This is a genomic window from Synechococcus sp. A10-1-5-9 (assembly GCF_047716785.1).
Lineage (GTDB): Bacteria > Cyanobacteriota > Cyanobacteriia > PCC-6307 > Cyanobiaceae > Synechococcus_C.
Genome location: NZ_CP180406.1, coordinates 1,259,413 through 1,281,241, shown reverse-complemented (window position 1 = coordinate 1,281,241; position 21,829 = coordinate 1,259,413). Strand labels below are relative to the sequence as shown.

General features: G+C 58.5%; 20 protein-coding genes. 5 read left to right on the top strand and 15 right to left on the bottom strand.

What is annotated here, in order from left to right; genetic code table 11:
- Positions 1–8: 8 nt before the first annotated feature.
- Positions 9–884 (bottom strand): bile acid:sodium symporter family protein, encoded by an 876-nt coding sequence (locus ACLM45_RS07295; RefSeq protein ID WP_415411279.1) that lies wholly within the window; start codon positions 882–884, stop codon positions 9–11.
- Between the two features lie 135 nt (positions 885–1,019).
- Complete coding sequence (gene psbA / locus ACLM45_RS07290; protein ID WP_006040880.1) at positions 1,020–2,099, bottom strand: photosystem II q(b) protein; 1,080 nt, start codon at positions 2,097–2,099, stop codon at positions 1,020–1,022.
- Positions 2,100–2,273: 174 nt separating this feature from the next.
- Between psbA and ACLM45_RS07285 the strand changes: the two genes are divergently transcribed.
- Positions 2,274–3,890: a photosystem II high light acclimation radical SAM protein gene (locus tag ACLM45_RS07285; protein WP_415411278.1), complete on the top strand. Its 1,617-nt coding sequence runs from the start codon at positions 2,274–2,276 to the stop codon at positions 3,888–3,890.
- Here the strand turns inward: ACLM45_RS07285 and ACLM45_RS07280 are convergent.
- The 3 genes from ACLM45_RS07280 to ACLM45_RS07270 form a co-directional block, all read right to left on the bottom strand.
- Positions 3,854–4,651: a lysostaphin resistance A-like protein gene (locus ACLM45_RS07280; RefSeq protein ID WP_415411277.1), complete on the bottom strand. Its 798-nt coding sequence runs from the start codon at positions 4,649–4,651 to the stop codon at positions 3,854–3,856. The genes ACLM45_RS07285 and ACLM45_RS07280 overlap by 37 nt on opposite strands.
- 65 nt (positions 4,652–4,716) lie before the next feature.
- Complete coding sequence (gene clpS / locus ACLM45_RS07275; protein WP_006042274.1) at positions 4,717–5,031, bottom strand: ATP-dependent Clp protease adapter ClpS; 315 nt, start codon at positions 5,029–5,031, stop codon at positions 4,717–4,719.
- Positions 5,032–5,082: 51 nt separating this feature from the next.
- Positions 5,083–6,309, bottom strand: a complete 1,227-nt coding sequence (locus tag ACLM45_RS07270) for an LL-diaminopimelate aminotransferase (RefSeq protein ID WP_415411378.1) — start codon at positions 6,307–6,309, stop codon at positions 5,083–5,085.
- Positions 6,310–6,371: 62 nt separating this feature from the next.
- Between ACLM45_RS07270 and ACLM45_RS07265 the strand changes: the two genes are divergently transcribed.
- From ACLM45_RS07265 to ACLM45_RS07255, 3 genes are all read left to right on the top strand, one after another.
- Positions 6,372–9,026, top strand: coding sequence for a TIGR03960 family B12-binding radical SAM protein (locus ACLM45_RS07265; RefSeq protein WP_415411276.1), 2,655 nt, complete (start codon positions 6,372–6,374; stop codon positions 9,024–9,026).
- 248 nt (positions 9,027–9,274) lie between these two features.
- Positions 9,275–11,218: an Rne/Rng family ribonuclease gene (locus tag ACLM45_RS07260; protein ID WP_415411275.1), complete on the top strand. Its 1,944-nt coding sequence runs from the start codon at positions 9,275–9,277 to the stop codon at positions 11,216–11,218.
- Positions 11,215–11,799 carry a ribonuclease HII gene (locus tag ACLM45_RS07255; protein ID WP_415411274.1) on the top strand — a complete coding sequence of 195 codons (585 nt, stop codon included), beginning with the start codon at positions 11,215–11,217 and terminating at the stop codon, positions 11,797–11,799. Before ACLM45_RS07260 ends, ACLM45_RS07255 begins: the two co-directional genes overlap by 4 nt.
- On the opposite strand, the gene ACLM45_RS07250 is transcribed toward ACLM45_RS07255, so the two are convergent.
- A complete protein-coding gene (locus ACLM45_RS07250) occupies positions 11,761–12,333 on the bottom strand; it encodes a DUF1997 domain-containing protein (protein ID WP_415411273.1) in 573 nt (190 codons plus the stop codon). The genes ACLM45_RS07255 and ACLM45_RS07250 overlap by 39 nt on opposite strands.
- A gap of 51 nt (positions 12,334–12,384) precedes the next feature.
- Between ACLM45_RS07250 and pheA the strand changes: the two genes are divergently transcribed.
- On the top strand, positions 12,385–13,224 hold the full coding sequence (pheA, locus tag ACLM45_RS07245) for a prephenate dehydratase (RefSeq protein ID WP_415411272.1): 840 nt from the start codon (positions 12,385–12,387) through the stop codon (positions 13,222–13,224).
- On the opposite strand, the gene ACLM45_RS07240 is transcribed toward pheA, so the two are convergent.
- The 9 genes from ACLM45_RS07240 to ACLM45_RS07200 all read right to left on the bottom strand — a co-directional run bounded on the left by ACLM45_RS07240 (position 13,200) and on the right by ACLM45_RS07200 (position 21,828).
- The gene (locus tag ACLM45_RS07240; protein ID WP_415411271.1) at positions 13,200–14,165 is read right to left on the bottom strand and encodes a methyltransferase domain-containing protein; all 966 of its coding nucleotides are present in this window, start codon (positions 14,163–14,165) and stop codon (positions 13,200–13,202) included. The two genes, pheA and ACLM45_RS07240, sit on opposite strands and share 25 nt — an antisense overlap.
- A complete protein-coding gene (locus tag ACLM45_RS07235; protein ID WP_006042266.1) occupies positions 14,165–14,827 on the bottom strand; it encodes an LON peptidase substrate-binding domain-containing protein in 663 nt (220 codons plus the stop codon). Before ACLM45_RS07235 ends, ACLM45_RS07240 begins: the two co-directional genes overlap by 1 nt.
- Positions 14,828–14,883: 56 nt before the next feature.
- A complete protein-coding gene (gene rpsJ / locus ACLM45_RS07230) occupies positions 14,884–15,204 on the bottom strand; it encodes a 30S ribosomal protein S10 (RefSeq protein ID WP_006042265.1) in 321 nt (106 codons plus the stop codon).
- A 148-nt stretch (positions 15,205–15,352) separates the two neighbouring features.
- Positions 15,353–16,552 (bottom strand): elongation factor Tu, encoded by a 1,200-nt coding sequence (tuf, locus tag ACLM45_RS07225; protein ID WP_415411270.1) that lies wholly within the window; start codon positions 16,550–16,552, stop codon positions 15,353–15,355.
- A 42-nt stretch (positions 16,553–16,594) separates the two neighbouring features.
- Positions 16,595–18,670: an elongation factor G gene (gene fusA / locus ACLM45_RS07220; protein WP_415411269.1), complete on the bottom strand. Its 2,076-nt coding sequence runs from the start codon at positions 18,668–18,670 to the stop codon at positions 16,595–16,597.
- Positions 18,671–18,756: 86 nt separating this feature from the next.
- Positions 18,757–19,227, bottom strand: a complete 471-nt coding sequence (gene rpsG, locus ACLM45_RS07215) for a 30S ribosomal protein S7 (RefSeq protein ID WP_006042262.1) — start codon at positions 19,225–19,227, stop codon at positions 18,757–18,759.
- Between the two features lie 81 nt (positions 19,228–19,308).
- Complete coding sequence (rpsL, locus tag ACLM45_RS07210; RefSeq protein WP_415411268.1) at positions 19,309–19,683, bottom strand: 30S ribosomal protein S12; 375 nt, start codon at positions 19,681–19,683, stop codon at positions 19,309–19,311.
- A 77-nt stretch (positions 19,684–19,760) separates the two neighbouring features.
- Positions 19,761–20,087 (bottom strand): AIR synthase, encoded by a 327-nt coding sequence (locus ACLM45_RS07205; protein ID WP_415411267.1) that lies wholly within the window; start codon positions 20,085–20,087, stop codon positions 19,761–19,763.
- A 43-nt stretch (positions 20,088–20,130) separates the two neighbouring features.
- On the bottom strand, positions 20,131–21,828 hold the full coding sequence (locus ACLM45_RS07200) for a phosphodiester glycosidase family protein (protein ID WP_415411266.1): 1,698 nt from the start codon (positions 21,826–21,828) through the stop codon (positions 20,131–20,133).
- Position 21,829 lies beyond the last annotated feature (1 nt).

Here is a 21,829-nt window from a genome sequence, read left to right as displayed (position 1 = left end):
ATCCAGCCTCAGGGTTGTGTTGTCATGGGCTTGATGCTTCGTCTCCACGCGATGAAGGGAAGAATGGTGACTGTCATCAGAACGCCGTAAACAGCAGACGGAAGGCTGAAGCTGTTGAGCTGGCTTTGCATCAGGTCTGGCCCGAGCAACGATCCCACGACGATGCCCACGGTGCCGTTTTGAAATCCCGCTTCAATGGACAAGCTTGTGGTCTGTTCAGTCGACATCTGCAGCAGTTTGCCGAGGCTCAGTCCGATGGCCAGCATCAACAAATTCAGGGCCAAAAGAGTTGGGCCAATCGACTTCAGGTTGCTCGTAAAAACAGACCATTGGCTGATCAGCGTGCCCGCCACGATCAGAACGAACAACAGATTGGCGAGCCGTTCCGCCTTTTGTCTATTGCGTTTGCAGAAGCCAGGTGCCTGCTGAGCGGTCCATACCCCGATCACCACCGGCACGGTGGAGATGGAAAACACCTTGAGACTGAGGGGAAGGATAGACAGCTCGAGGGTTTGGCTCGGAAGCAACAACGGTGCTGTGAGACTGAGAACCACCGGCAAAGTGAACGCTGTCACCAGACTGGCCAGGGCTGTGTAAGAGATGGACAGTGCCACATCTCCGCGGGAGAGCCTCGTCATCACATTGGAGGTGATTCCTCCCGGACAGCAGCTCAGGATCATGATCCCCAGGGCAAGGTCGCCATCCAGTCCTGACAAGCTCAGAAGACCGAAGGCCACAAGAGGCAGAAGAATGAGCTGAGCTAAAGCTCCTCCCATTAGGGCGCGCGGCTGGCCAAGAGCCCTGCTGAAATCAGCCGGTTGAAGGGATAGACCGAGGCTCAGCATGATGAAAGCCAGGCCGACCGAAAGAATGAGTTCGATCAAGGTCGATGGACGCGAAGTGTGAAAGGTGAAGCAGGTTAAGTGAATGGATTTCAGCCCAAAACAAAAAGCCCCCACCGTGAGGTGAGGGCTTTCCGATTCAACTGACGCTGAATCTTTGGGTAAGAGACTTCAGCCTCAGCCGATGGCAGGTGCTTGCAGAGCCACAGGAGTGGACTCAGCAGCAGCCAGGTCGAGGGGGAAGTTGTGAGCATTGCGCTCGTGCATCACTTCCATGCCGAGGTTGGCGCGGTTCAGCACATCAGCCCAGGTGTTCAGGACGCGGCCCTGACCATCAAGGATGGACTGGTTGAAGTTGAAACCGTTCAGGTTGAAAGCCATGGTGCTGACGCCCAGGGCAGTGAACCAGATGCCGACCACAGGCCAGGCAGCCAGGAAGAAGTGAAGGCTGCGGCTGTTGTTGAAGGAGGCGTATTGGAAGATCAGGCGACCGAAGTAACCGTGGGCAGCCACGATGTTGTAGGTCTCTTCCTCTTGGCCGAACTTGTAGCCGTAGTTCTGGGACTCGCTCTCGGTGGTTTCACGCACCAGGGAGGAGGTCACCAGTGAACCGTGCATGGCGGAGAACAGGGAGCCACCGAACACACCTGCGACGCCCATCATGTGGAAGGGGTGCATCAGGATGTTGTGCTCTGCCTGGAACACCAGCATGAAGTTGAAGGTGCCAGAGATGCCGAGGGGCATGCCGTCAGAGAAGGAACCCTGACCGAAGGGGTACACCAGGAACACGGCGGAGGCAGCAGCCACAGGTGCGCTGTAAGCAACGCAGATCCAGGGGCGCATGCCGAGGCGGTAGGAAAGTTCCCACTCGCGACCCATGTAGCAGAAGATGCCGATCAGGAAGTGGAAGACAACCAGCTGGTAAGGACCGCCGTTGTACAGCCACTCATCGAGAGAAGCAGCTTCCCAGATGGGATAGAAGTGCAGGCCGATGGCGTTCGAGGAAGGAACAACAGCACCAGAGATGATGTTGTTTCCGTAGATCAGGGAGCCGGCGACGGGCTCACGGATGCCGTCGATGTCGACGGGGGGTGCTGCGATGAAGGCAACGATGAAACAGGTGGTGGCAGCCAGCAGGGTGGGGATCATCAGCACACCGAACCAGCCCACATACAGGCGGTTGTTGGTGGAGGTGACCCACTCGCAGAAGGACTGCCAGCCATTGGCGCCGGAGCGCTGCTGAATGGTGGTGGTCATGAGTACGGAAAAGAAGGCTCCGAAGAGCGGTTACGGAAGGGCAGGAATGCCCTGCCAGCCCGCAGTGTAAAGCAACATTGCGAAAGATATCCAGTGCTTTATGAAGTCGTTGTGAAGAAGCGTTGAGCTCCAGCCCGTCCCGCCATCTGGGGAGTGCTTGTTAGCGTCCGATTCATGGACGATTTCTCGCAGCCGTCACCGCTCTCAGCCTCGGGCCTCGCCGCGGGAGAGCGGGTGTTGTTGGTGCGACTTCCTTGCAACCCGATCTTCCCGATCGGTCCGATCTACCTGGCAGACCATCTCCATAAATGTTTTCCAGGATTGCCTCAACGCATTCTCGACCTGGCCGCCTTGCCTGTTTTGGACGTTCATCGTGTTCTTCGGATCACGATTGATCAGTTTCAGCCCACTCTTCTGGTGTTCTCCTGGCGAGACATTCAGATCTACGCGCCGGTGGATGGCCGAGGAGGAAATCCTCTTCAGAACTCATTCGAGGTGTTTTATTCGCGGAATCCCGTGAAACGCCTCCATGGTGCTCTTGGTGGTCTGCGATTGATGACCAGTCACTACGGAGAGCTGCGTCGCAATCAGTTGCTTGTGAAACAGGGGCTGCATCGTGCGCGTCGTTATCAGCCTCAAGCCAGAGCCGTCCTTGGCGGTGGAGCCGTGAGTGTGTTTTATGAGCAACTTGGTCGCTCCCTGCCAAAGGGAACCATCGTTTCCATTGGAGAGGGTGAACCCCTGCTTGAGAAACTTCTGAACGGCCAGAGTCTCGAAGGCGAACGCTGCTTCGTTGTGGGAGCTTCGCCGCGTGCCGGTCTGATTCACGAACAACCGGAAAGCCGCCCGAAAACAGCCTGCGATTACGACTACATTGCCTCTATCTGGCCACAGCTCGACTGGTACCTCGAAGGCGGTGACTTCTACGTCGGGGTTCAAACCAAGCGCGGCTGCCCCCACAACTGCTGCTACTGCATTTACACCGTGGTGGAGGGCAAGCAGGTGCGCCTCAATCCGGTGGACGAAGTGGTGAAGGAAATGCGCCAGCTTTACGACCGCGGAGTGCGAGGTTTCTGGTTTACCGACGCTCAATTCATTCCGGCACGGCGTTACATCGAAGATGCCAAGGAACTGCTGCGGGCGATCGAGGCCGAAGGTCTCACTGGCATTCGCTGGGCTGCTTACATCCGTGCCGACAACCTTGACCCCGAGTTGGCTCAGCTGATGGTGGACACGGGCATGAGCTATTTCGAAATCGGCATCACATCAGGCTCCCAGGAGCTCGTGCGCAAAATGCGCATGGGCTACAACCTCCGCACTGTTCTCGATAGTTGCAGGATGCTCGCGAAAGCGGGATTCAAGGATCACGTGTCCGTGAACTACTCGTTCAACGTGATCGATGAGCGTCCCGAGACGATCCGTCAGACCGTGGCTTACCACCGTGAGCTCGAGGCCATCTTCGGCCCTGATCGAGTCGAGCCTGCGATCTTTTTCATCGGCTTGCAACCCCACACCCACCTCGAGCAGTACGGATTTGATCAAGGACTGATCAAGCCTGGTTACAACCCGATGAGCATGATGCCCTGGACGGCCAGAAAGCTTCTCTGGAACCCAGAGCCCATGGGCAGCACTTTTGGACGCGTGTGTTTGGAAGCCTTCGACTTAAATCCATCGGATTTCGGACGAACCGTGATGGATCTTCTTGAGCGCGATTACGGCACTTCAAGCCTGAATGAAGCCCTGCGGGCTCCGGTTCAGGGGCGCGGCGCTCTTGCTAAGGCCGTCAGCTGACGACTGAGCAGCACGGTGAGAGCTGCGATTCCCACCAGCCCTCCAATGGGATTGGGATGGGCGCCTCCAGGTCCGATGAGCCACTGCGGTGCGCTTGGTGAGATCTGCAGCAAGCCTCCCTGCAGAGCGAACCATCCGCCAACTAGTCCGCCGTGTAAGCCGATGCATCCCCAGAGAGAGCCTTCATTCAGTCGTCTCTGAATGGCTAGGACCAGGCCGAGCAACGTCAGTCCAATCAGCAAACCGAGCATGGGAAGAACACCCAGATTGAACCGGGTGTGCACCAAGCTGAAGATCAGTGCCTGTGACACGACGGCGGTGCGAGGCCCTGTGAATTGAGAGAGTTCACCCAAAAGCCATCCGCGAAATAGCAGTTCTTCTGCGAGTCCGACGCCGAAACACAGTGCCAGGGCATTGAGTGCATCTGCAGCGTTGAGTTCGCCCAGCCAGCGTCCCCAGGATCCGAGCACCAGCGACAGGCTGATCAAGGTGAGAAGTGATAGCGACTGCAGCAGGCCTGCGATCAGGCATCGACCGGACGAGGGGGCATGCCTGTGACTGCGAAGACCAAGGGTTAGCCAGGGATGAGGCTGGTTCCAGCGATTCCTCACCCAGCTCGGCAGCACCAGCACAAACAGCAACAGACTTGCGAAAGTGCCAATCAGGGACAGTCGCAACGATGTGGGGTCATCAGCGAGCAGAAGACCCAAAGGCTGCACAGCAACCCATCCAAGCCCATAGAGAGCTGGGATTAAAACCATCGTGGCAACCCAACGTGGTCGTGCCCTAAGCAGGGCGTTCCATAGCGCGACGATGGATTTGAAGATCAGGTGTCTGGTTCAAGGGTACTGGTGAGCCCCTTGCCTTTCAGGGTTTCGCAATAGAACTCTGCCGGCTCGAGATCACACACGATCACAAGACCCACGCCGGTGTTGTGCGCTTCGAGCATCACCGCCATCGCGTCCTGCTCACTGAGCTGCGGTACCACCTGCCTGAGCGTGGACACCACGTATTCCATGGAGTTCACAGGATCATTGTGGAGCAGCACTTTGTAGCGAGGCGACTGCTTGCGCACGCGCTCAGGGGCTTTGTCTAGGACTGCTGCTCCTCCGGGGGTGAGGCTGGGGGTCTCCACGGCCATGACCTTCGAGCTCTGCTGATTCAAATCTAAAGCGAATCCGAACATGCCTGGTCAGAGTGCCTGGATTCTGGCCATAGCAGTGTCGACGTTGTCCCGGCTGTTGAACGCAGAGAGTCGGAAGTAGCCCTCGCCCGCGGCACCGAAGCCACTGCCGGGTGTGCCCACCACATTGGCTTTGTGGAGCAAGTGGTCGAAGAAGCCCCATGAGTCCATGTCATCTGGAGTCTTGATCCACACGTAGGGCGCGTGCTCACCCCCATAAATCGTGAGGCCCGCCGCACTGAGCTCGCGGCGGATGATGGCGGCGTTCTCCATGTAGAAGCTCACGAGAGCCTTCACCTCGGCCTGGCCGGCTTGGGAATACACCGCTTCGGCACCGCGTTGAATGATGTAACTCACGCCGTTGAACTTGGTGCTTTGACGGCGGTTCCACAGGTTCCAGAGCTCCACGGCATCACCGTTGGCTGCCTTGCCCCTTAGCCCCTTTGGCACGACGGTGAAGGCGCAGCGGGTGCCGGTGAATCCGGCATTCTTGGAAAAGGAGCGGAATTCGATCGCGCAATCACGGGCCCCCTCGATTTCAAAGATCGAATGGGGCAGGCTTGGATCCTGAATGAAGGCTTCATAGGCCGCATCGAACAGGATCAGAGCCTCGTTGGCGCGGGCGTAATCCACCCAGGCCTTCAATTGTTCTTTGGTGGCAACGGCCCCGGTGGGATTGTTGGGAAAGCATAAATAGATCAGATCCACTGGATTCGTGGGGATCTGGGCAGCGAAACCGTTGTCGGCGCTGATTGGTAGATAGGTCAGTCCGGCGTAGCGGCCTTCATCGCCGGCTTCACCGGTGCGGCCGGCCATGACGTTGCTGTCGACGTACACCGGATACACGGGATCCGTGACAGCTACACGGTTGCCTTCGCCCAGGATGTCGAGGATGTTGCTGCTGTCGCATTTGGAACCGTCAGAAATGAAGATCTCTTCAGCGCTGATGTCGCAGCCGCGGGCTTTGAAATCGTGGGTCGCGATCGCCTCACGCAGCCAGCCGTAGCCTTGTTCAGGTCCATAGCCATGGAAGCCTTCGGTCGTTCCCATCGCATCGATGGCGGTTTTCATCGCTTCTCGGCAGGCCTGGGGCAGGGGTTCTGTCACATCACCAATACCGAGGCGGATCAGGGCGGCATCGGGATGGGCGGCACTGAAGGCCTTTACACGGCGGCCAATTTCTGGGAAAAGATATCCAGCTTTGAGTTTGAGGTAATTGCCGTTGACCTGAACCACAGGGAAACCGATTTCTGGAGGCATCCTGCTACATACGATGCAGTGAGCCGGGTCGGGACGTCTTGACCGTCTCCCTGAATACAACGCTCCAGACTGTCCCGTTCGATGAGCTCGTGGATGCGGGCATCAACCGGCCCGCCCGCTACATCGGCCATGAACTGGGTGTTGTCCCCCGAGACTGGGCTGGAGCGCGGGTCCGCTGGGCACTCACCTACCCCGAGGTCTACGAGGTCGGAGCCAGCAATCTCGGCCACATCATTCTCTATTCGATTCTCAATGCCGTTCCAGGCCAGGTCTGTGACCGGGCCTATTTGCCGGCATCCGATCTGGCGCAACGTTTAAGAGAGAAGGAGCAGGCGTTGTTCGGGGTGGAGAGCCGCTGGCCTCTGAATGCCTTCGACATCCTGGGATTCAGCCTCAGCTACGAGCTCGGTGCCACCAACATCCTGGAGATGCTGGCCTTGTGTCGCGTGCCGATCCGTGCGGGCGACCGCGGGGATCTTCCCCTGGATGCCCCAGGAGCTCCGCCGCTGATTTTCGCGGGAGGCCCAACAGCCACCAGCAATCCTGAGCCCTATGCCCCTTTCTTTGATTTCATCGCCCTTGGTGATGGTGAGGAGTTGCTCCCCGAGATCGGACTGGTGGTGGCTGAGGCGAAGGCCCATGGCCTGACCCGCTCACAGCTGCTTCGGGATCTGGCTCAGGTGCCTGGGATCTATGTGCCGTCCCTGTACGAGGTGGGAGAGGACGGCGTCACCCTGCAGCCGGTTGATCCTGAGCTGCCCCCACGTGTCCTGCGTCGGGTGGCCACACCGATGCCCCATTACGCCATGGGGCTGGTTCCCCACGTGGAGACGGTCCATGACCGCCTCACTGTGGAAATTCGGCGCGGCTGCACCCGCGGCTGCCGTTTCTGTCAACCGGGGATGCTCACGCGCCCTGCCCGGGATGTTGAGCCGGAGGCTGTGATTGAGGCCGTTGAAACCGGCATGGAACGCACCGGATACAGCGATTTTTCGCTGCTGTCTCTCAGCTGCAGCGATTACCTCGCTCTACCGGCGGTGGGGGTGGAGCTGCGCAACCGCTTGGCCGACCGCAACGTCACACTCCAGCTACCCAGCCAGCGGGTGGACCGCTTCGACGAAGACATCGCTCACATCCTCGGCGGTGCAAGGCAGGCCGGTCTCACCTTCGCTCCTGAGGCCGGGACCCAGCGGCTGCGGGACATCGTGAACAAGGGGCTCACGGATGAAGACCTGCTGCAGGGCATCCGCACGGCTATGCAGAACGGTTATCGCAAAGTGAAGCTCTATTTCATGATCGGGCTGCCAGGCGAGACCGATGCGGATGTGCTCGGTGTCGCCGAAACCTGTCGGATGCTTCAGGAGCGTTGCCGAGATCTTGGACGCCTCAGTCTCAACATCACGATCAGCAACTTCACGCCCAAACCGCACACGCCGTTCCAGTGGCACAGCGTCTCCACGGAGGAGTTCCTGCGTCGTCAGCAGTTGCTTCGGGAGGCAGGGAGAAGGCTGCGCGGGGTGCGTTTCAATTTCACGGATGTCCGCCTTTCGGCCATGGAGGATTTCGTTGGCCGTGGAGACCGTCGCTTGGCACCGGTGATCGAATCGGCCTGGCGTGCAGGGGCAGGGATGGATGCCTGGTTCGAGGCTCTTGATCGCACCTATGAGGCCTGGACCGGGGCCATCGCTGCAGCCGGCCTGGAGGGGCGCTATCGAGCCATGGAACTCGGGAGCTGGAGTGCTGTGGCTGCGCTTGAGCGGCGCGATCTGCAGGCGTTCTGCCGTCAGCCACTCCCCTGGGATCACATCGACAGCGGCATCGAGAAGCAGTGGCTTGCTGATGATCTCCAGCATGCGCTTGCCGCCACAGTCGTTCCTGACTGCTCCTTTGATGGTTGCAGCAGCTGCGGTGTCTGTGGCCCTGACCTGGGTCACAACGTTGTGGTGCCGCCTCCAGCGGTCCCAGAGACCCGGCCTCAACGGTCTCCGGCCAGTGAGCGTGTCTGCAGGCTCCGCTTCCGCTTCAGTAAAACCGGAGCCATGGCACTGCTGAGTCATCTCGACCTTGTGCGTCTGTTTGAGAGAGCACTGCGGCGATCGGGCCTGCCGGTGAGCTTCACAGGAGGATTCCATCCTCTTCCCCGCCTGCAGCTGGCACTGGCGCTTCCTCTTGGTGTCGAGGCCGAGGGCGAGTGGATGGATCTGGAATTCATTGAACCTGTTGATCCACAAGTCGCTCAAGAGTCCTGGCAGGCCCGCTTGCCTCCTGGGTTGAGCCTTCTGTCCGCAGAAGAGGTTCCTGTGTCCTCTCCGAGCCTCTCCCAAAGGATTGTGTTTAGTCGCTGGCGTTTCACCCTGAGTGCTCACTCCGCCAAAGAGCATTCTTCCAAAGCTGATTGGGAGGGCGCGATTGCGGAGATGCTCCGCGAAGATGAACTGATCTGGGAGGACACCGACAAGAAGGGGCGGCCTCGTCGGCGTGATGTCAGGGTCCTGCTGAAGACGCTGCGCTTGGTCTCTATTGATGCTGCTGATTCATCGTCATCAGCTCAATTGGAGTTGATAGCAGCTGTGGATGAACAGGGGCGCAGTCTCAAACCTGCCCAGCTCTGCCACTGGCTGTCTGAGCGACTGGATGATGAGCTAACGCTCTCCCAGGTACGGCGCATGGAGTTGGGACTCCTGCAGTGCTAGGTTTCGTTCAGGACATCACATCAAGGGCTTACGCCACAGATCTGTCCCGGTCTTCTTGTCCAGATTGGTTGGAAAGAAAGGCCCATCGCGTCTTCATCGATCTTCGTTTTTACGTTGATTGTTTTGAAAGGAGTAATTCACTCCAAATCATTTCTGCCTTCGGGCATCTCGATCAATTTCCTTCCGTTCGATGAGCTGTTAAGCCCATCAACCGGCTTCTGTCCTGACGGGCGTCGTCAGTTCTGTTTATGCCCCAGCAAATTGTCATCGCTGAACAGCTGCGCATCGCAGCGGTTCTGACTGATGACCGTGTGGATGAGCTGATTGTGGCCCAAGGCCGCTATCAGATTGGTGATGTTTATCTCGGCACAGTTGAAAATGTGCTTCCGGGAATTGATGCAGCATTCGTCAATATCGGCGAAAGCGAGAAGAACGGGTTTATCCACGTAACTGATCTCGGTCCCCTGCGCCTCAAGAAAGGTTCCGCAGGGATCACCGAATTGCTTGAACCTCGCCAGAAGGTGCTGGTGCAGGTCATGAAAGAGCCAACCGGCACCAAAGGGCCAAGGCTCACAGGAAATCTGGCTCTCCCAGGGCGCTACCTCGTGCTTCAACCCAGTGGCCAGGGGGTGAATATTTCCAAGAGAATCAGCTCCGAAGGTGAGCGCAACCGCCTCCGGGCCCTGGGGGTTCTTGTGAAACCACCGGGCGCGGGTTTGCTGATTCGTACCGAAGCAGACGAGGTGAGCGAAGAACTCCTGATCGATGATCTGGAGTCACTGATGCGGCAGTGGGAAGCGATCCAGAAGGCTGCTGAGACCGCGTCACCGCCGGTGCTTCTCAACCGTGATGAGGATTTCATTCACCGCATCCTCCGAGATCACATCGCTCCAGAGCTCAGTCGTGTGGTTGTCGATGATCCGGCAGCTGTTGAGAGAGTGACCGGATTTCTCGGTGAAGAGGCGACCCATTTCAGTGTGGAAGCTCACGGCGAGCCTGACGAGCTTCTGGAGCATTTCAAGGTCAATGCGGCGATCCGCGATGCCCTGAAGCCCAGAGTGGATCTACCTTCTGGCGGGTACGTGATCATCGAACCCACCGAGGCGCTCACGGTCATCGATGTGAACTCGGGGTCCTTCACCCGCTCCGCGAATGCCAGGGAAACGGTGCTCTGGACTAACTGTGAGGCGGCAGTTGAGATCGCAAGGCAACTGAAACTGCGCAACATCGGCGGCGTGATCATCATCGATTTCATCGACATGGATTCGCGTCGCGATCAGCTTCAGCTTCTGGAGCATTTCACGACGGCGATTCGTGACGATTCAGCTCGTCCTCAGATTGCTCAGCTCACCGAGCTAGGCCTGGTGGAGCTGACTCGTAAGCGTCAAGGTCAGAACATTTATGAATTGTTTGGCCGAGCTTGTGCCAGCTGTGGCGGTCTCGGCCATGTTGCTGTTCTCCCCGGTAAAGATCTTCTCCAGCCGTTAGCCACTGCCACGGGGCTCGTCCGTTCGGCCTCATCGGCTCGAGCGGAGGTGTCTTTGTCCGCAGAGTCCACCAACGGCAGGCGGCGACGCAGTGGTCGTGGGCGCTCTCAGGCCACGGCGGATCCTTCAGTCCTGGATGACAGTTTGGCGCCCGCTGCATCAGGTGAGTCTTCGAGTGAAGCCACAGAGCCCGCACCGGCGACACGGCGTCAAGATCCTGAATTGGTGGCTGTTCCCATGGATGAAGAACAGGAAAGGGTCTATGGCTGGCTTGGGCTGAATCCTGTGTTGCTTCTTGATCCTCCGCCCGACCAGGACAATCTCCTCGTGCGTGTGGTTCGTCCGGGGCAGGACGCTGAAGCTGTTTTGGACGAAGCCCGCGAGCAGCTGGCCGCTTCTTCTGGTCGTCGTCGTCGCCGTGGTGTCCGTGGGGGGAGAGGCGGTGGCAGGAGCACGGGTGGATCCACCATGGCTCCTCAGACGTCTGAGCAGCAGGGTCAGGACTCGTTGACGGCGGAACCTGAACCTCCGCTCTTGGTGGAGATCACTCCCCTTGAGATGGCTCCAGTGCCAGAATCGGCTGTTTCCATCTCCCTTCCCAATGTTGAGACCTCGGAAGATGAAGCACCACAGGACACCAACAGCAATGGGGAGGAGACCCGGCTTGGTCGCCGTCGTCGACGCTCCTCCGCAACCGACGGGTGATCGTCGGTGTCGATGAGGTCGGCCGCGGTTGTCTGTTCGGGCCTGTTTTTGCTGCTGCGGTGAGTCTTACTGAATCGGCCGCTGCGGAGCTCACGGCGCTGGGGCTTACTGATAGCAAGGCTCTGTCCGCCAGACGGCGGGTAGACCTGGTTCCCCACATCCAAGCCAAGGCTTCGGCCTGGGCTCTTGGCCAGGGATCAGCAAGGGAAATCGATGCGCATGGCATCAGGTTGGCCACGGAATTGGCCATGCTCAGGGCCCTGCAGAAGCTTCCGAAACACCCTGAGCTTGTGCTTGTCGATGGCGTGCTTCCCTTGCGCCTCTGGGCCGGTGATCAGCGCTCAATAGTGCGTGGAGACAGCAAAGAGGCCTCGATTGCTGCAGCCAGTGTTCTGGCGAAAGTGACCCGTGATGGGTTGATGCAACGGCTTGCAGAACGTTTCCCTGGTTATGGCCTGGAACGCCATGCCGGCTATGGCACGGTTCTGCACCGGCAGTCCTTGCTCGCTGCAGGTCCAACGTCCATGCATCGGCGTTCATTTTTAACCCGGTTGTTTCCCAGTGATGGAGCCCAAAGCTGACGGAGTGGTTTGGGCTCCATCACTGGAACGCACGCACCAGTCTTGAAAATCGTTGACCAGCTGGCGGCCGACCCTGCCTTTGATCGTGATCAGGATGCCGTTGAGGATGGATTCTCCGGTGCTTTCCAGAACACGCTTCGGAATCAATCGAAGCAGCGGGGGTTGGCTGACGTTGACAGCGAGGTTTGCTTCACCTTGCAGGCCACGATCCGTGGCTTCCAACAGGGCCTCGAGGCTGAGTTGGAAATCATCAACGAGGCCCAGTCCGTCGAGGGTCGCCTCCGTCGCCTGGATGCAGAGGACACCTTCACTGAGGCTGACGGCCAGGGAAACGACGGGTCGCACCTGCAGTTGAAACACCTGGAGTGTGGTGACTGTGTAGGTGTAAGTTCCTTCGCCTGTTTTGGAGAGCTGACGGGGATCGAGTAGGGCTTTGATGACGCGATCCTTTTCCTGCAGGTAAGCCTCTAGGAGCGTGCTTTGGGCCACGACCGGCAGATCGAGCTTTTGACTGGCGTGGAAGGCCAGAGCCATGGACCTTCTGCTGACGCGGCATGATCCTATCGATGCAAGGGACGGTCATTCATGCCGATGCGGTTGGCCTTTCTAGGGCCCAAGGGAACCTACGGAGAACGGGCAGCGAGGGAGATGCTCACGCTTGAAGGCATCCCCGACGGAGAGTTGGTGGCGTGCTCCGGATTGCGCGCGGTTGTGGACCATGTGGCGGATGGCCGCTGCGATGGTGCCGTGGTTCCCGTGGAGAATTCTGTGGAGGGCGGGGTTACCGCAAGCCTGGATGCCCTCTGGTCTCATCGGGATCTCTGCGTTCGGAGAGCCGTGGTGCTCCCGATTCGCCATGCCCTGCTCAGCAGCGGATCAATGGCAGACATCACGGAGGTTCTGTCGCATCCCCAGGCCTTGGCGCAATGCAGCGGATGGCTCTCCACCAATCTTCCCGGGGCCTTGCAGCTTCCCACCAGCTCGACGGCAGAAGCCGCTCGCATGGTGCGAGGCAGTCGCTTCCGTGCGGCGATTGCTGATCGTTCCGTTGGGGAACGCCTGGAGTTGCAACAGCTTGCCTTTCCTGTGAATGACGTTGCAGGGAACTGCACCCGTTTTCTTCTCTTGAAACGGGGTGAACGGCTGCGGGAGGGAGATGTTGCCAGCCTGGCTTTTTCCTTGAATCGCAATGCACCTGGGGCGCTGATCGAGGCGCTCCAGGCCATCGCTGGGCTGGGACTGAACATGAGTCGGATCGAATCCCGTCCCTCCAAACGGGAGCTCGGCGAATACGTGTTCTTTGTGGATGTGGAGCTCCCGAGCGCGAACGTTGAAGGCGTTCTCGATGCATTGGAGGACCAGCTTCACCCCCTCTGTGAACATCTGGCTCAGTTCGGGGCTTATCCGAGTTCAGATCTCTCCTGATCTCCATTCAGGCGAAACACACCAAACTGCATCATTCCCCGGGCGAAGGCCCAGCGCATCAACAGCAGTGTCGGTGTTTCGCGCAAACCCTGAACGATGGCTGAGGGGCCAAGTCGCAGAACGGCTGAGGGCCGTCTTAATCCTTCAAGGATCGAATCGTTCCAGGAGGGCAATGTCTGCTGATTCCAATTGGCCACTGCGATCGGACCTTTCGAATAAACGCTGGTTTCCAGGTTGTGCTGCAGCCCACGGATGCTGGCGAATTCAGGGTGCGCCCACTGGGTGAGCAGCTGATGCATGACCCAGCGCTCTTGGCGATTCAAAGGTCCATCCAGCGGGTCGCGACGATTCCAATCCGCGATGGCCAGCATTCCACCGGGACGGATCATGCGCAGCAATTCATCGGCATAACGCTGCTTGTCCGGCATGTGCGGACCGGCTTCCACACTCCAAACCGCATCAAACTCCTCATCGTTCAGCTCTAGATCGAGGGCATCCATAACGGCGAACCTGCAGGTCACCCCCTCCGGGGTGAGCTCGGTGGCCCGGCGGATCTGGGCTGGGCTGATGCTGACTCCAAGAACGTCAAACCCATAATCCCTGGCCAGAATCCTGGCGCTGCCGCCGATGCCGCAACCCACATCCAGCACTTTCGCTCCAGGTGGCAGCTGGTCTAGGCCACTCCAGCGAACCAATTCATGGACGAAATCGGCTTTGGCACGACGGAAATCCTTGTTGCGGGGGGGAGCTCCGTAGTGACCGAGATGAACATGATCGCCCCAAAGAGTTTCAAGAAGCCTGTCCTCCGTCCAGGCGTCGTATGCCGAAGCAACACTCTCGCTGGAGAGGTAAGCGCGATTGCGCCGAGACCAAAGCACATAGGCGCCCGCGGCAGCCGCCACACCGATCGCCGCTGGTCCGAGAAAAGCAGGCAGTGGCATCAGCCGTTGTCCGTATTGGAGGACGACAGGGTGTCACGCAGCACGGTGCGAGCTGCCAGTTGACGGCGGGTCTCGTCGAGCATGCTGAACTCTTGTTCCAGTCTGCTGCGGGTGCTAGTGAGCTCAAGAAGTTCCTGTTGCTGATCGGCAACGGGGCCTCCCAGGTGAGCACCGATCCAGAAGGAGAGTTCTCTGGGGAGATCAGGCAAATCTTCGGGGAGCGCAGTCGGTGAGTCGGTGAGTTTGCCGGTGAGTTCGACAACGTCTTTTAAAGCCGATGCAACAGACTCGGTCAGGGAGTGGAGCGAATTCATGTCCTCAACTGGATCGTCTTCGATCCAACTGACCATGGCCGTGCGGAAGGGCGTCTCACGGGTCACATTCAGAACCCGGAAGCGTTGCTGCCCAAGCGTGACGATATTGCTTCGACCATCTTCACCGGTTTGATGCTGGATCACTTCGGCACAGCAGCCAATAGAGGCCATGCTCTGGGTGTGTGGGTCCCACCGGACGACACCGAAACGCCTGTCGGTCTCTAAGACGCTCTGCAGCATCATCCGATAGCGGGACTCGAAGATGTGTAAGGGGAGAACATCGCTCGGGAAGAGCACGATGTCCGGCAGAGGGAAAAGAGGAAGTTCTCTGACGGACAGGTCAGCCACGCATGCATCAATCGGGTTTTTGATCCTAGGAAGCTGACCGGTTCAACGAGCTGTCTTCAGAGCTTCACTTCAATATCAACGCCACTGGGAAGATCCAGCTTCATCAACGCGTCAATGGTCTTCGCCGAAGGGCTATAAATATCGATGATGCGCCGATGCGTGCGGGTCTCGAAGTGTTCACGGGAATCCTTGTCCACGTGAGGGGAACGCAGCACGCAGTAAATCTTGCGTTTGGTAGGCAAGGGGATTGGGCCGATGGCAGTCGCTGCCGTGTTGTCGGCCGTTTCAATAATTTTGTCGCAAGAGAGATCCAACATGCGGCGGTCAAACGCCTTGAGACGGATGCGGATCTTCTGCTGAGCAATGGCAGTTGACATGAAGCAATTTGGAATCTCCTAAGGAGATCACGAAAGGTGGATTGTCGAGGTGCGGTTCAGCTGATTAGGAATACAGCTGACTCCTTTAAAAAGATTAGGGGATGATCCGACCTCAGCCGGTTCATCCCCTAACGAGGAGGGGATTAGATCACTCGATGATCTTGGAGACCACGCCTGCACCAATGGTGCGGCCGCCTTCACGGATGGCGAAACGCATTCCCTGCTCGATGGCCACCGGGCAGATCAGCTCGCCGGTCATCTTGATGCGGTCACCAGGCATCACCATTTCCACATCGCTACCGTCATCGGCAGTGAAGGCGGTGATCTGGCCGGTCACATCCGTCGTGCGGATGTAGAACTGCGGGCGATAGCCAGCGAAGAAAGGAGTGTGGCGACCGCCCTCTTCTTTCTTCAGCACGTACACCTCACCCTCAAACTTGGTGTGGGGGGTGATGGAGCCTGGCTTCACAAGCACCATGCCGCGCTCGATGTCTTCCTTCTGGATGCCGCGCAGCAGCAGGCCGACGTTGTCTCCGGCCATGCCCTCATCGAGCAGCTTGCGGAACATCTCAACACCGGTAACGGTGGTTTTGCGTGTGTCTTTAATGCCGACGATCTCGATTTCTTCGCCGACTTTGACGATGCCACGCTCGATACGGCCGGTGGCCACAGTGCCTCGACCCGTGATCGAGAAGACATCCTCAATCGCCATCAGGAAGGGCTTGTCAACTTCCCGCTCTGGCTCGGGGATATTGGCATCGACAGCTGCCATCAGCTCGTCGATCTTGGCTTCCCACTCGGCTTCGCCTTCGATGGCCTTCAGGCCAGAGACCTGAACCACGGGGATGTCGTCGCCGGGGAAGTCATAGCTGGAGAGCAGTTCGCGGATCTCCATCTCCACCAGTTCGATGATCTCTTCGTCATCGACCATGTCGCACTTGTTCAGAGCAACCACCAGAGCGGGAACGCCCACCTGCTTGGCCAGGAGGATGTGCTCCTTGGTCTGGGCCATGGGGCCGTCGGTGGCGGCACACACCAGGATCGCACCGTCCATCTGGGCGGCACCGGTGATCATGTTCTTCACATAGTCCGCGTGACCGGGGCAGTCGACGTGGGCGTAGTGACGGGTGTCAGTTTCGTATTCGACGTGTGCAGTATTGATCGTGATGCCACGCTCCCTTTCCTCAGGGGCGCCATCAATGTCAGCGTAATTCTGAATCTTGGCCTGGCCTTTCTTGGCCAGCACGTTGGTGATCGCGGCGGTGAGTGTGGTTTTGCCGTGGTCAACGTGGCCGATGGTGCCGATGTTGACGTGAGGCTTGTTCCTTTCAAACTTCTCGCGTGCCATTTTTGTAAAGAATCGAGGGAGTGGATTAGGGGAGTTTAGAGATCAGGAATTGCCCTGATTCTTGGAGATGATGGCCTCTGCCACGTTGCGAGGAACATCCTCATAGTGGCTGAATTCCATCGAGAAAATACCCCGACCCTGGGTCATGGATCGGAGCTCGGTGGCGTAGCCGAACATCTCGGCCAGGGGCACCTTGGCCGAGACTTTCGACGTTCCATCGTCAATTGCCTGACCTTCAACCTGTCCTCGACGGGAGGACAGGTCGCCGATGATCGAGCCAAGGAAATCCTCGGGAACCTCGACCTCGACCTTCATCATCGGTTCAAGAAGTACAGGGTTGCACTTCTTGACTGCATCTTTGAAGGCCATGGATCCTGCGATCTTGAAGGCCATTTCGGACGAGTCCACATCGTGATATGAACCATCGACCATCGTGACTTTTACGTCGATCAGCGGATACCCGGCAATCACGCCTGATTCGCAGGTCTCTTTCATGCCCATTTCGGAGGGCTTGATGTATTCCTTGGGAACAACACCACCGACGATCTTGTTGACGAATTCGAATCCGGATTCCGGCTCACCGGGTTCCATCTCGATCACCACATGACCGTACTGACCTTTACCTCCAGTCTGCCTGGAGAACTTGCCTTCGCCTCGTGAGGACGCGCGGATGGTTTCCCGGTAGGACACTTGAGGTGCACCGATGTTCGCTTCGACCTTGAATTCACGGAGCATCCGGTCTACCAAGATCTCTAGGTGAAGCTCTCCCATGCCGGCAATCACGGTCTGACCGGTTTCTTGGTCAGTGTTTACGCGGAAGGTGGGGTCTTCCTCGGCTAGAGCAACCAGTGCCTTGGAGAGTTTTTCCATGTCGCCCTTGGTCTTGGGCTCCACGGCCACGGAAATCACCGGTTCAGGAACGAACAGGGTCTCAAGGACAATCGGATCTTCAGCAGAGCAAAGGGTGTCTCCAGTGGTGGTGGCCTTGAGGCCAAGCACAGCACCAAGGTCGCCGGCGCGCAGCTCGTCGACCTCTTCACGGTCGTCTGCTTTCAGCACCACCAGACGGGAAATGCGCTCCTTGGAATCTTTCGTGGAGTTCATGACGTAGCTGCCCTTTTGCAGCACACCGGAATACATCCGAACGAAGGTGAGCTTGCCGTACGGGTCAGCCATCACCTTGAAGGCAAGTGCACTAAAGGGTGCCTTGTCATCGGAAGGACGAACCGCTTCTTCTCCGTTGGGAAGCACACCCTGAATCGGCGGTACATCAATCGGAGCCGGAAGGTAGTCGATAACAGCATCGAGCACCAACTGCACACCCTTGTTCTTGAAGGCTGAGCCACACAGAACCGGCACCAAGCCATGCTTGAGCACGCCCTTACGGATGCCAGCTTTGAGTTCCTCGACGCTGAGTTCGCCTGTTTCGAGGAACTTCTCGATCAGCGCTTCGTCGGTCTCGGCGACGGCCTCCATCAGATAGTTGCGCCACTCGGCGACCAGATCCTTCATGTCGTCGGGAACATCCGTGATCTCGATGTTCTGACCCAGATCGTCCTTGTAAATGTGGGCCTTGTTCTCGACCAGGTCGATAATTCCGCTTAGATCACCTTCAGCACCAATAGGGAGTTGGATTGGGGCTGCATTGGCTTTAAGTCGATCCTTGATCTGAGCATGAACCTTGAGGAAGTCCGCACCAGTGCGGTCCATCTTGTTCACGAACACCATCCTGGGAACGGAATAGCGATCGGCTTGGCGCCATACGGTTTCCGATTGGGGCTGGACGCCTCCTACAGCACAGAACACTGCAATCACACCATCCAGCACGCGCATGGAGCGCTCCACTTCAATGGTGAAGTCGACGTGCCCAGGGGTGTCGATGATGTTGATGCGGTGATCGTTCCAGCTCGTGGAAATGGCAGCTGCAGTGATCGTGATACCACGTTCCCGTTCTTGGGCCATCCAGTCGGTTACTGCGGCGCCGTCGTGCACCTCACCGATCTTGTGGACCACACCTGAATAAAACAGGATCCGTTCGGTGGTAGTGGTTTTGCCAGCATCAATGTGAGCGGCAATACCGATATTTCTGACGCGTTCCAGGGGAAAGGCGCGAGCCACAGGAAACTCCGGGGTGGGGCGTTAAAAGGCGGGTGAGACTCTACAGGTCAGCCCCCGGCCAATGAGGCCGTTAGGGCGACTGCTGATCAGTAGCGGTAGTGGGCGAAGGCCTTGTTGGCTTCGGCCATTTTGTGAGTCTCTTCGCGCTTGCGCACGGCGCTGCCCGCCTCATTGGCCGCATCCATCAATTCACCAGCCAGCTTCTGGGCCATGCTGCGACCGTTGCGCGCACGGGAAAAACTCACCAGCCAGCGAAGGGCCATGGCTGTCCCCCTTTCTTGACGCACCTCCATCGGTACCTGGTAAGTGGCACCGCCCACGCGTCGTGCTCTCACCTCCACAAGGGGGGTGGCATTTTTGACGGCTGTTTCGAACAGTTCAATGGGATCACCACCAGTGCGCTCTCCGATCAGGCCGAAGGCATCGGAAAGAATGCGTTGCGCCGTGGACTTCTTGCCGTGCTTCATGAGCCTGGCCACGAGCATTGTTGCCAGGCGGTTGTTGAACTGGGGATCCGGCAGAACCGGACGCTTGACGGCGGCATTACGGCGTGACATGGACTGTCAGTGGGAGGGAACGATGAAGGGTGGTGGGATGGAGGACGTGTGCTGGCGATCCGATGAGTGGATCGCTTGGCATCACTCCTTAGGCGTCTTGGCGCCGTATTTGGACCTGGACTGACGGCGATCCTTCACGCCGGAAGTGTCGAGCGTTCCACGGATGATGTGGTAGCGAACTCCTGGCAGGTCTTTGACGCGGCCTCCGCGGATCAACACAACCGAGTGCTCCTGAAGGTTGTGACCGATGCCGCCGATGTAGGCCGTTACTTCAAAGCCAGATGTGAGGCGAACACGCGCCACTTTGCGAAGTGCCGAATTCGGCTTCTTTGGGGTGGAGGTATACACACGGGTGCAGACTCCGCGACGCTCAGGGCAGGATTTGAGCGCGGGTGATTTGGTCTTCGCTTTAGAGCTTTGGCGCTCGGTGCGGATCAGTTGCTGGATGGTTGGCATCGACGGTCGGTATGCGGCCGGGGACCCGACCTGGTTCGACAATCCACCACATTACCGGGTCGACCTCCCCGATTCAGTCAACTGCGACTGAAAGCGCTTCCACAGGCGCAACACCGCACCTGATCAGTGCTGAGAATCAGGAATCCACCGCCGCTGATGTCACTTCGGTAATCGAGGGTCAGTCCTTCAAGCAGCTCGATCTGGGGTTCAGGCGCATGGACGGTGACTCCGTCAGCCCTTGCGATCGGGCTTCCTGAGAGGTGCCCCGGTCGCAAACGGATGACGTGCCGTTCGCAATGTCCACTCTGAAGATCGAGGTGCATCAGTCCTGGCGTCCCCGCCACCGCAGCCTGGCGCCCGAGTTCGGCAGCGGCAGCTGCGGTGATCTGAAGGATTGCGCCCACCGTCGTGTGTTTAAAAGTGAATTCAGTGTCGCAGCTTCTCAAGTCAGGGTTTGATCCACCCCAAACCGTTCTGAATCCTCGGCGGTACTCCTCGTCCTGTCATCACGGTTCTGTTGGCGATCAGCATGGTGGTGGAGCTTCCACCATCGAGATTGAGAGCGTCGCTCAGGCCAAGTTGCTGCAGGGCCAGCGTGGTTTCGAGCAAGGTTGGATCGCTGCCGCTTAGTCCTTCGAGAGTCAGCATCCAGCGATGCTTGGGGTCTTGCCCCACCACGGTCCGAGGCGCGGCTTGCCCGAGAAACCCGGAGCTGAATCCTTCCTGTCGACCTCTTAACACCACCTGTCCTTCCTTCAGCAGCAGAGGGCCGCCAGCCATGACCTGACGGCGTTCTCCCACCGGGCTCGACACCTTCAAACGAATTGCAACCTCGTCTCCGGGCTTGGCCGGCAGGGGCGCTCTGGCACGGGCCACGACGAGGGATGCACCCTCTGGCAGTGGGACTCCGCGAGCGAGTTCAGTCTTGGAAAACTGATCAGTGACCCGCCCGTCGCGGATCAGGATCGCTAGTTCCTCTCCACTCAAAGACCGATAGATAGGGCCCCAAGCCCGGGTGTACCGGCTCAAGCCCCGCTGCACGTAGCCGCTGTTCAGAAATCCAAGTCCCCAGCGACGTCCACCGTTCACGCGCATCTCTTGATCGAGGCGAAGCCGGTCAAACAGAAGCGGGCCTGGTCCATCCCAGCCCACGGCTCCACGGTTGAGAATCGGACCTGAAAGCCAGACCCCATCGAGGCGTACAGCTCCTAAAGGCAGTTGACGCACTCTGTTGAAGAAGCCGCCGTTGATGGCGGCGAGGGAGTTCACTGGCTGGGCGAGTTGGTTGAGGAATCGAAGCCCGGTCTGAGCCCTGAGTGGGGCCAGTGGTCGCAGCAGGAGGCTTTCGTTGCCCAGAGGCAATCCTGCGCGATAGATCCGCAGGGGCTTGACCCCGACCTGCACGACCCGCATGTCCAGGATCAGACCCTTGCGGATTGCGGTCTGGATCTCGGGGGTGAAACGCGCTGCCACAAAAGGCGAGGCGCGCGTTCCCCCCTTGGAGACCGATCGGCGCTGGGTCCCGTCCATGACGATGCGCCAGGGGGCTTTGAGGGTGAAAAAGTCGAGATCTCCATCCCGGTGCTTCAGTCGTAGGGCCTCTTGAAACCTCTGCGGGGACAGGCCCAGCTGGCGTAAAAGATTGGTTTGGGATCGGTTGCTCTGCACACTCACAACCAGTCCCTGCTCATCGCGCTGGATCAGTGCCGGAGCTGAAAGGTCAAGTACCACGCGGCCAGCTGTACTTCCACGGCCTTGACGGATCGCCACGATCCTCGGTGATTCCAGAGAGAGGTCGAGGGTGGTGTCCCGTCGTTGCACTGAGACGCCGATGGCGCGGAACCAGGGCCAAGCATCCACCGCCACCTCGTCCTCGAGGGTGCGGGTCTCGAGATCATTCAGGAGTTGATCACGTCCGAACCATTCGAGTTGCTCGCCTGAAGCCGTTGTTGTTCTGCGGAATCCAAGGCGGCCGGTCAGGACGTCTAAGGGCAGCCAGAGTTGTTTGGGAGACATTCCGTCGCCTCCAATCCACAACCAGGCGCTTTTCTGGGAGATCTCTCCAATCTTGATTCTGTTGCCGATGCTCTGATCCACTTGTCGCACTTCGGCGACAGGAGGTGGCGGAGGAAGCGGTATGGGCATG

Coding starts and splice junctions, on each gene's coding strand:
- psbA (WP_006040880.1), bottom strand. CDS start 2,099: ATGACCACCACCATTCAGCAGCGCTCCGGCGCCAATGGCTGGCAGTCC.
- ACLM45_RS07285 (WP_415411278.1), top strand. CDS start 2,274: ATGGACGATTTCTCGCAGCCGTCACCGCTCTCAGCCTCGGGCCTCGCC.
- ACLM45_RS07280 (WP_415411277.1), bottom strand. CDS start 4,651: ATGGTTTTAATCCCAGCTCTCTATGGGCTTGGATGGGTTGCTGTGCAG.
- clpS (WP_006042274.1), bottom strand. CDS start 5,031: ATGGCCGTGGAGACCCCCAGCCTCACCCCCGGAGGAGCAGCAGTCCTA.
- ACLM45_RS07260 (WP_415411275.1), top strand. CDS start 9,275: ATGCCCCAGCAAATTGTCATCGCTGAACAGCTGCGCATCGCAGCGGTT.
- ACLM45_RS07250 (WP_415411273.1), bottom strand. CDS start 12,333: ATGGCTCTGGCCTTCCACGCCAGTCAAAAGCTCGATCTGCCGGTCGTG.
- pheA (WP_415411272.1), top strand. CDS start 12,385: ATGCCGATGCGGTTGGCCTTTCTAGGGCCCAAGGGAACCTACGGAGAA.
- ACLM45_RS07240 (WP_415411271.1), bottom strand. CDS start 14,165: ATGCCACTGCCTGCTTTTCTCGGACCAGCGGCGATCGGTGTGGCGGCT.
- rpsJ (WP_006042265.1), bottom strand. CDS start 15,204: ATGTCAACTGCCATTGCTCAGCAGAAGATCCGCATCCGTCTCAAGGCG.
- tuf (WP_415411270.1), bottom strand. CDS start 16,552: ATGGCACGCGAGAAGTTTGAAAGGAACAAGCCTCACGTCAACATCGGC.
- rpsG (WP_006042262.1), bottom strand. CDS start 19,227: ATGTCACGCCGTAATGCCGCCGTCAAGCGTCCGGTTCTGCCGGATCCC.
- rpsL (WP_415411268.1), bottom strand. CDS start 19,683: ATGCCAACCATCCAGCAACTGATCCGCACCGAGCGCCAAAGCTCTAAA.
- ACLM45_RS07200 (WP_415411266.1), bottom strand. CDS start 21,828: ATGCCCATACCGCTTCCTCCGCCACCTCCTGTCGCCGAAGTGCGACAA.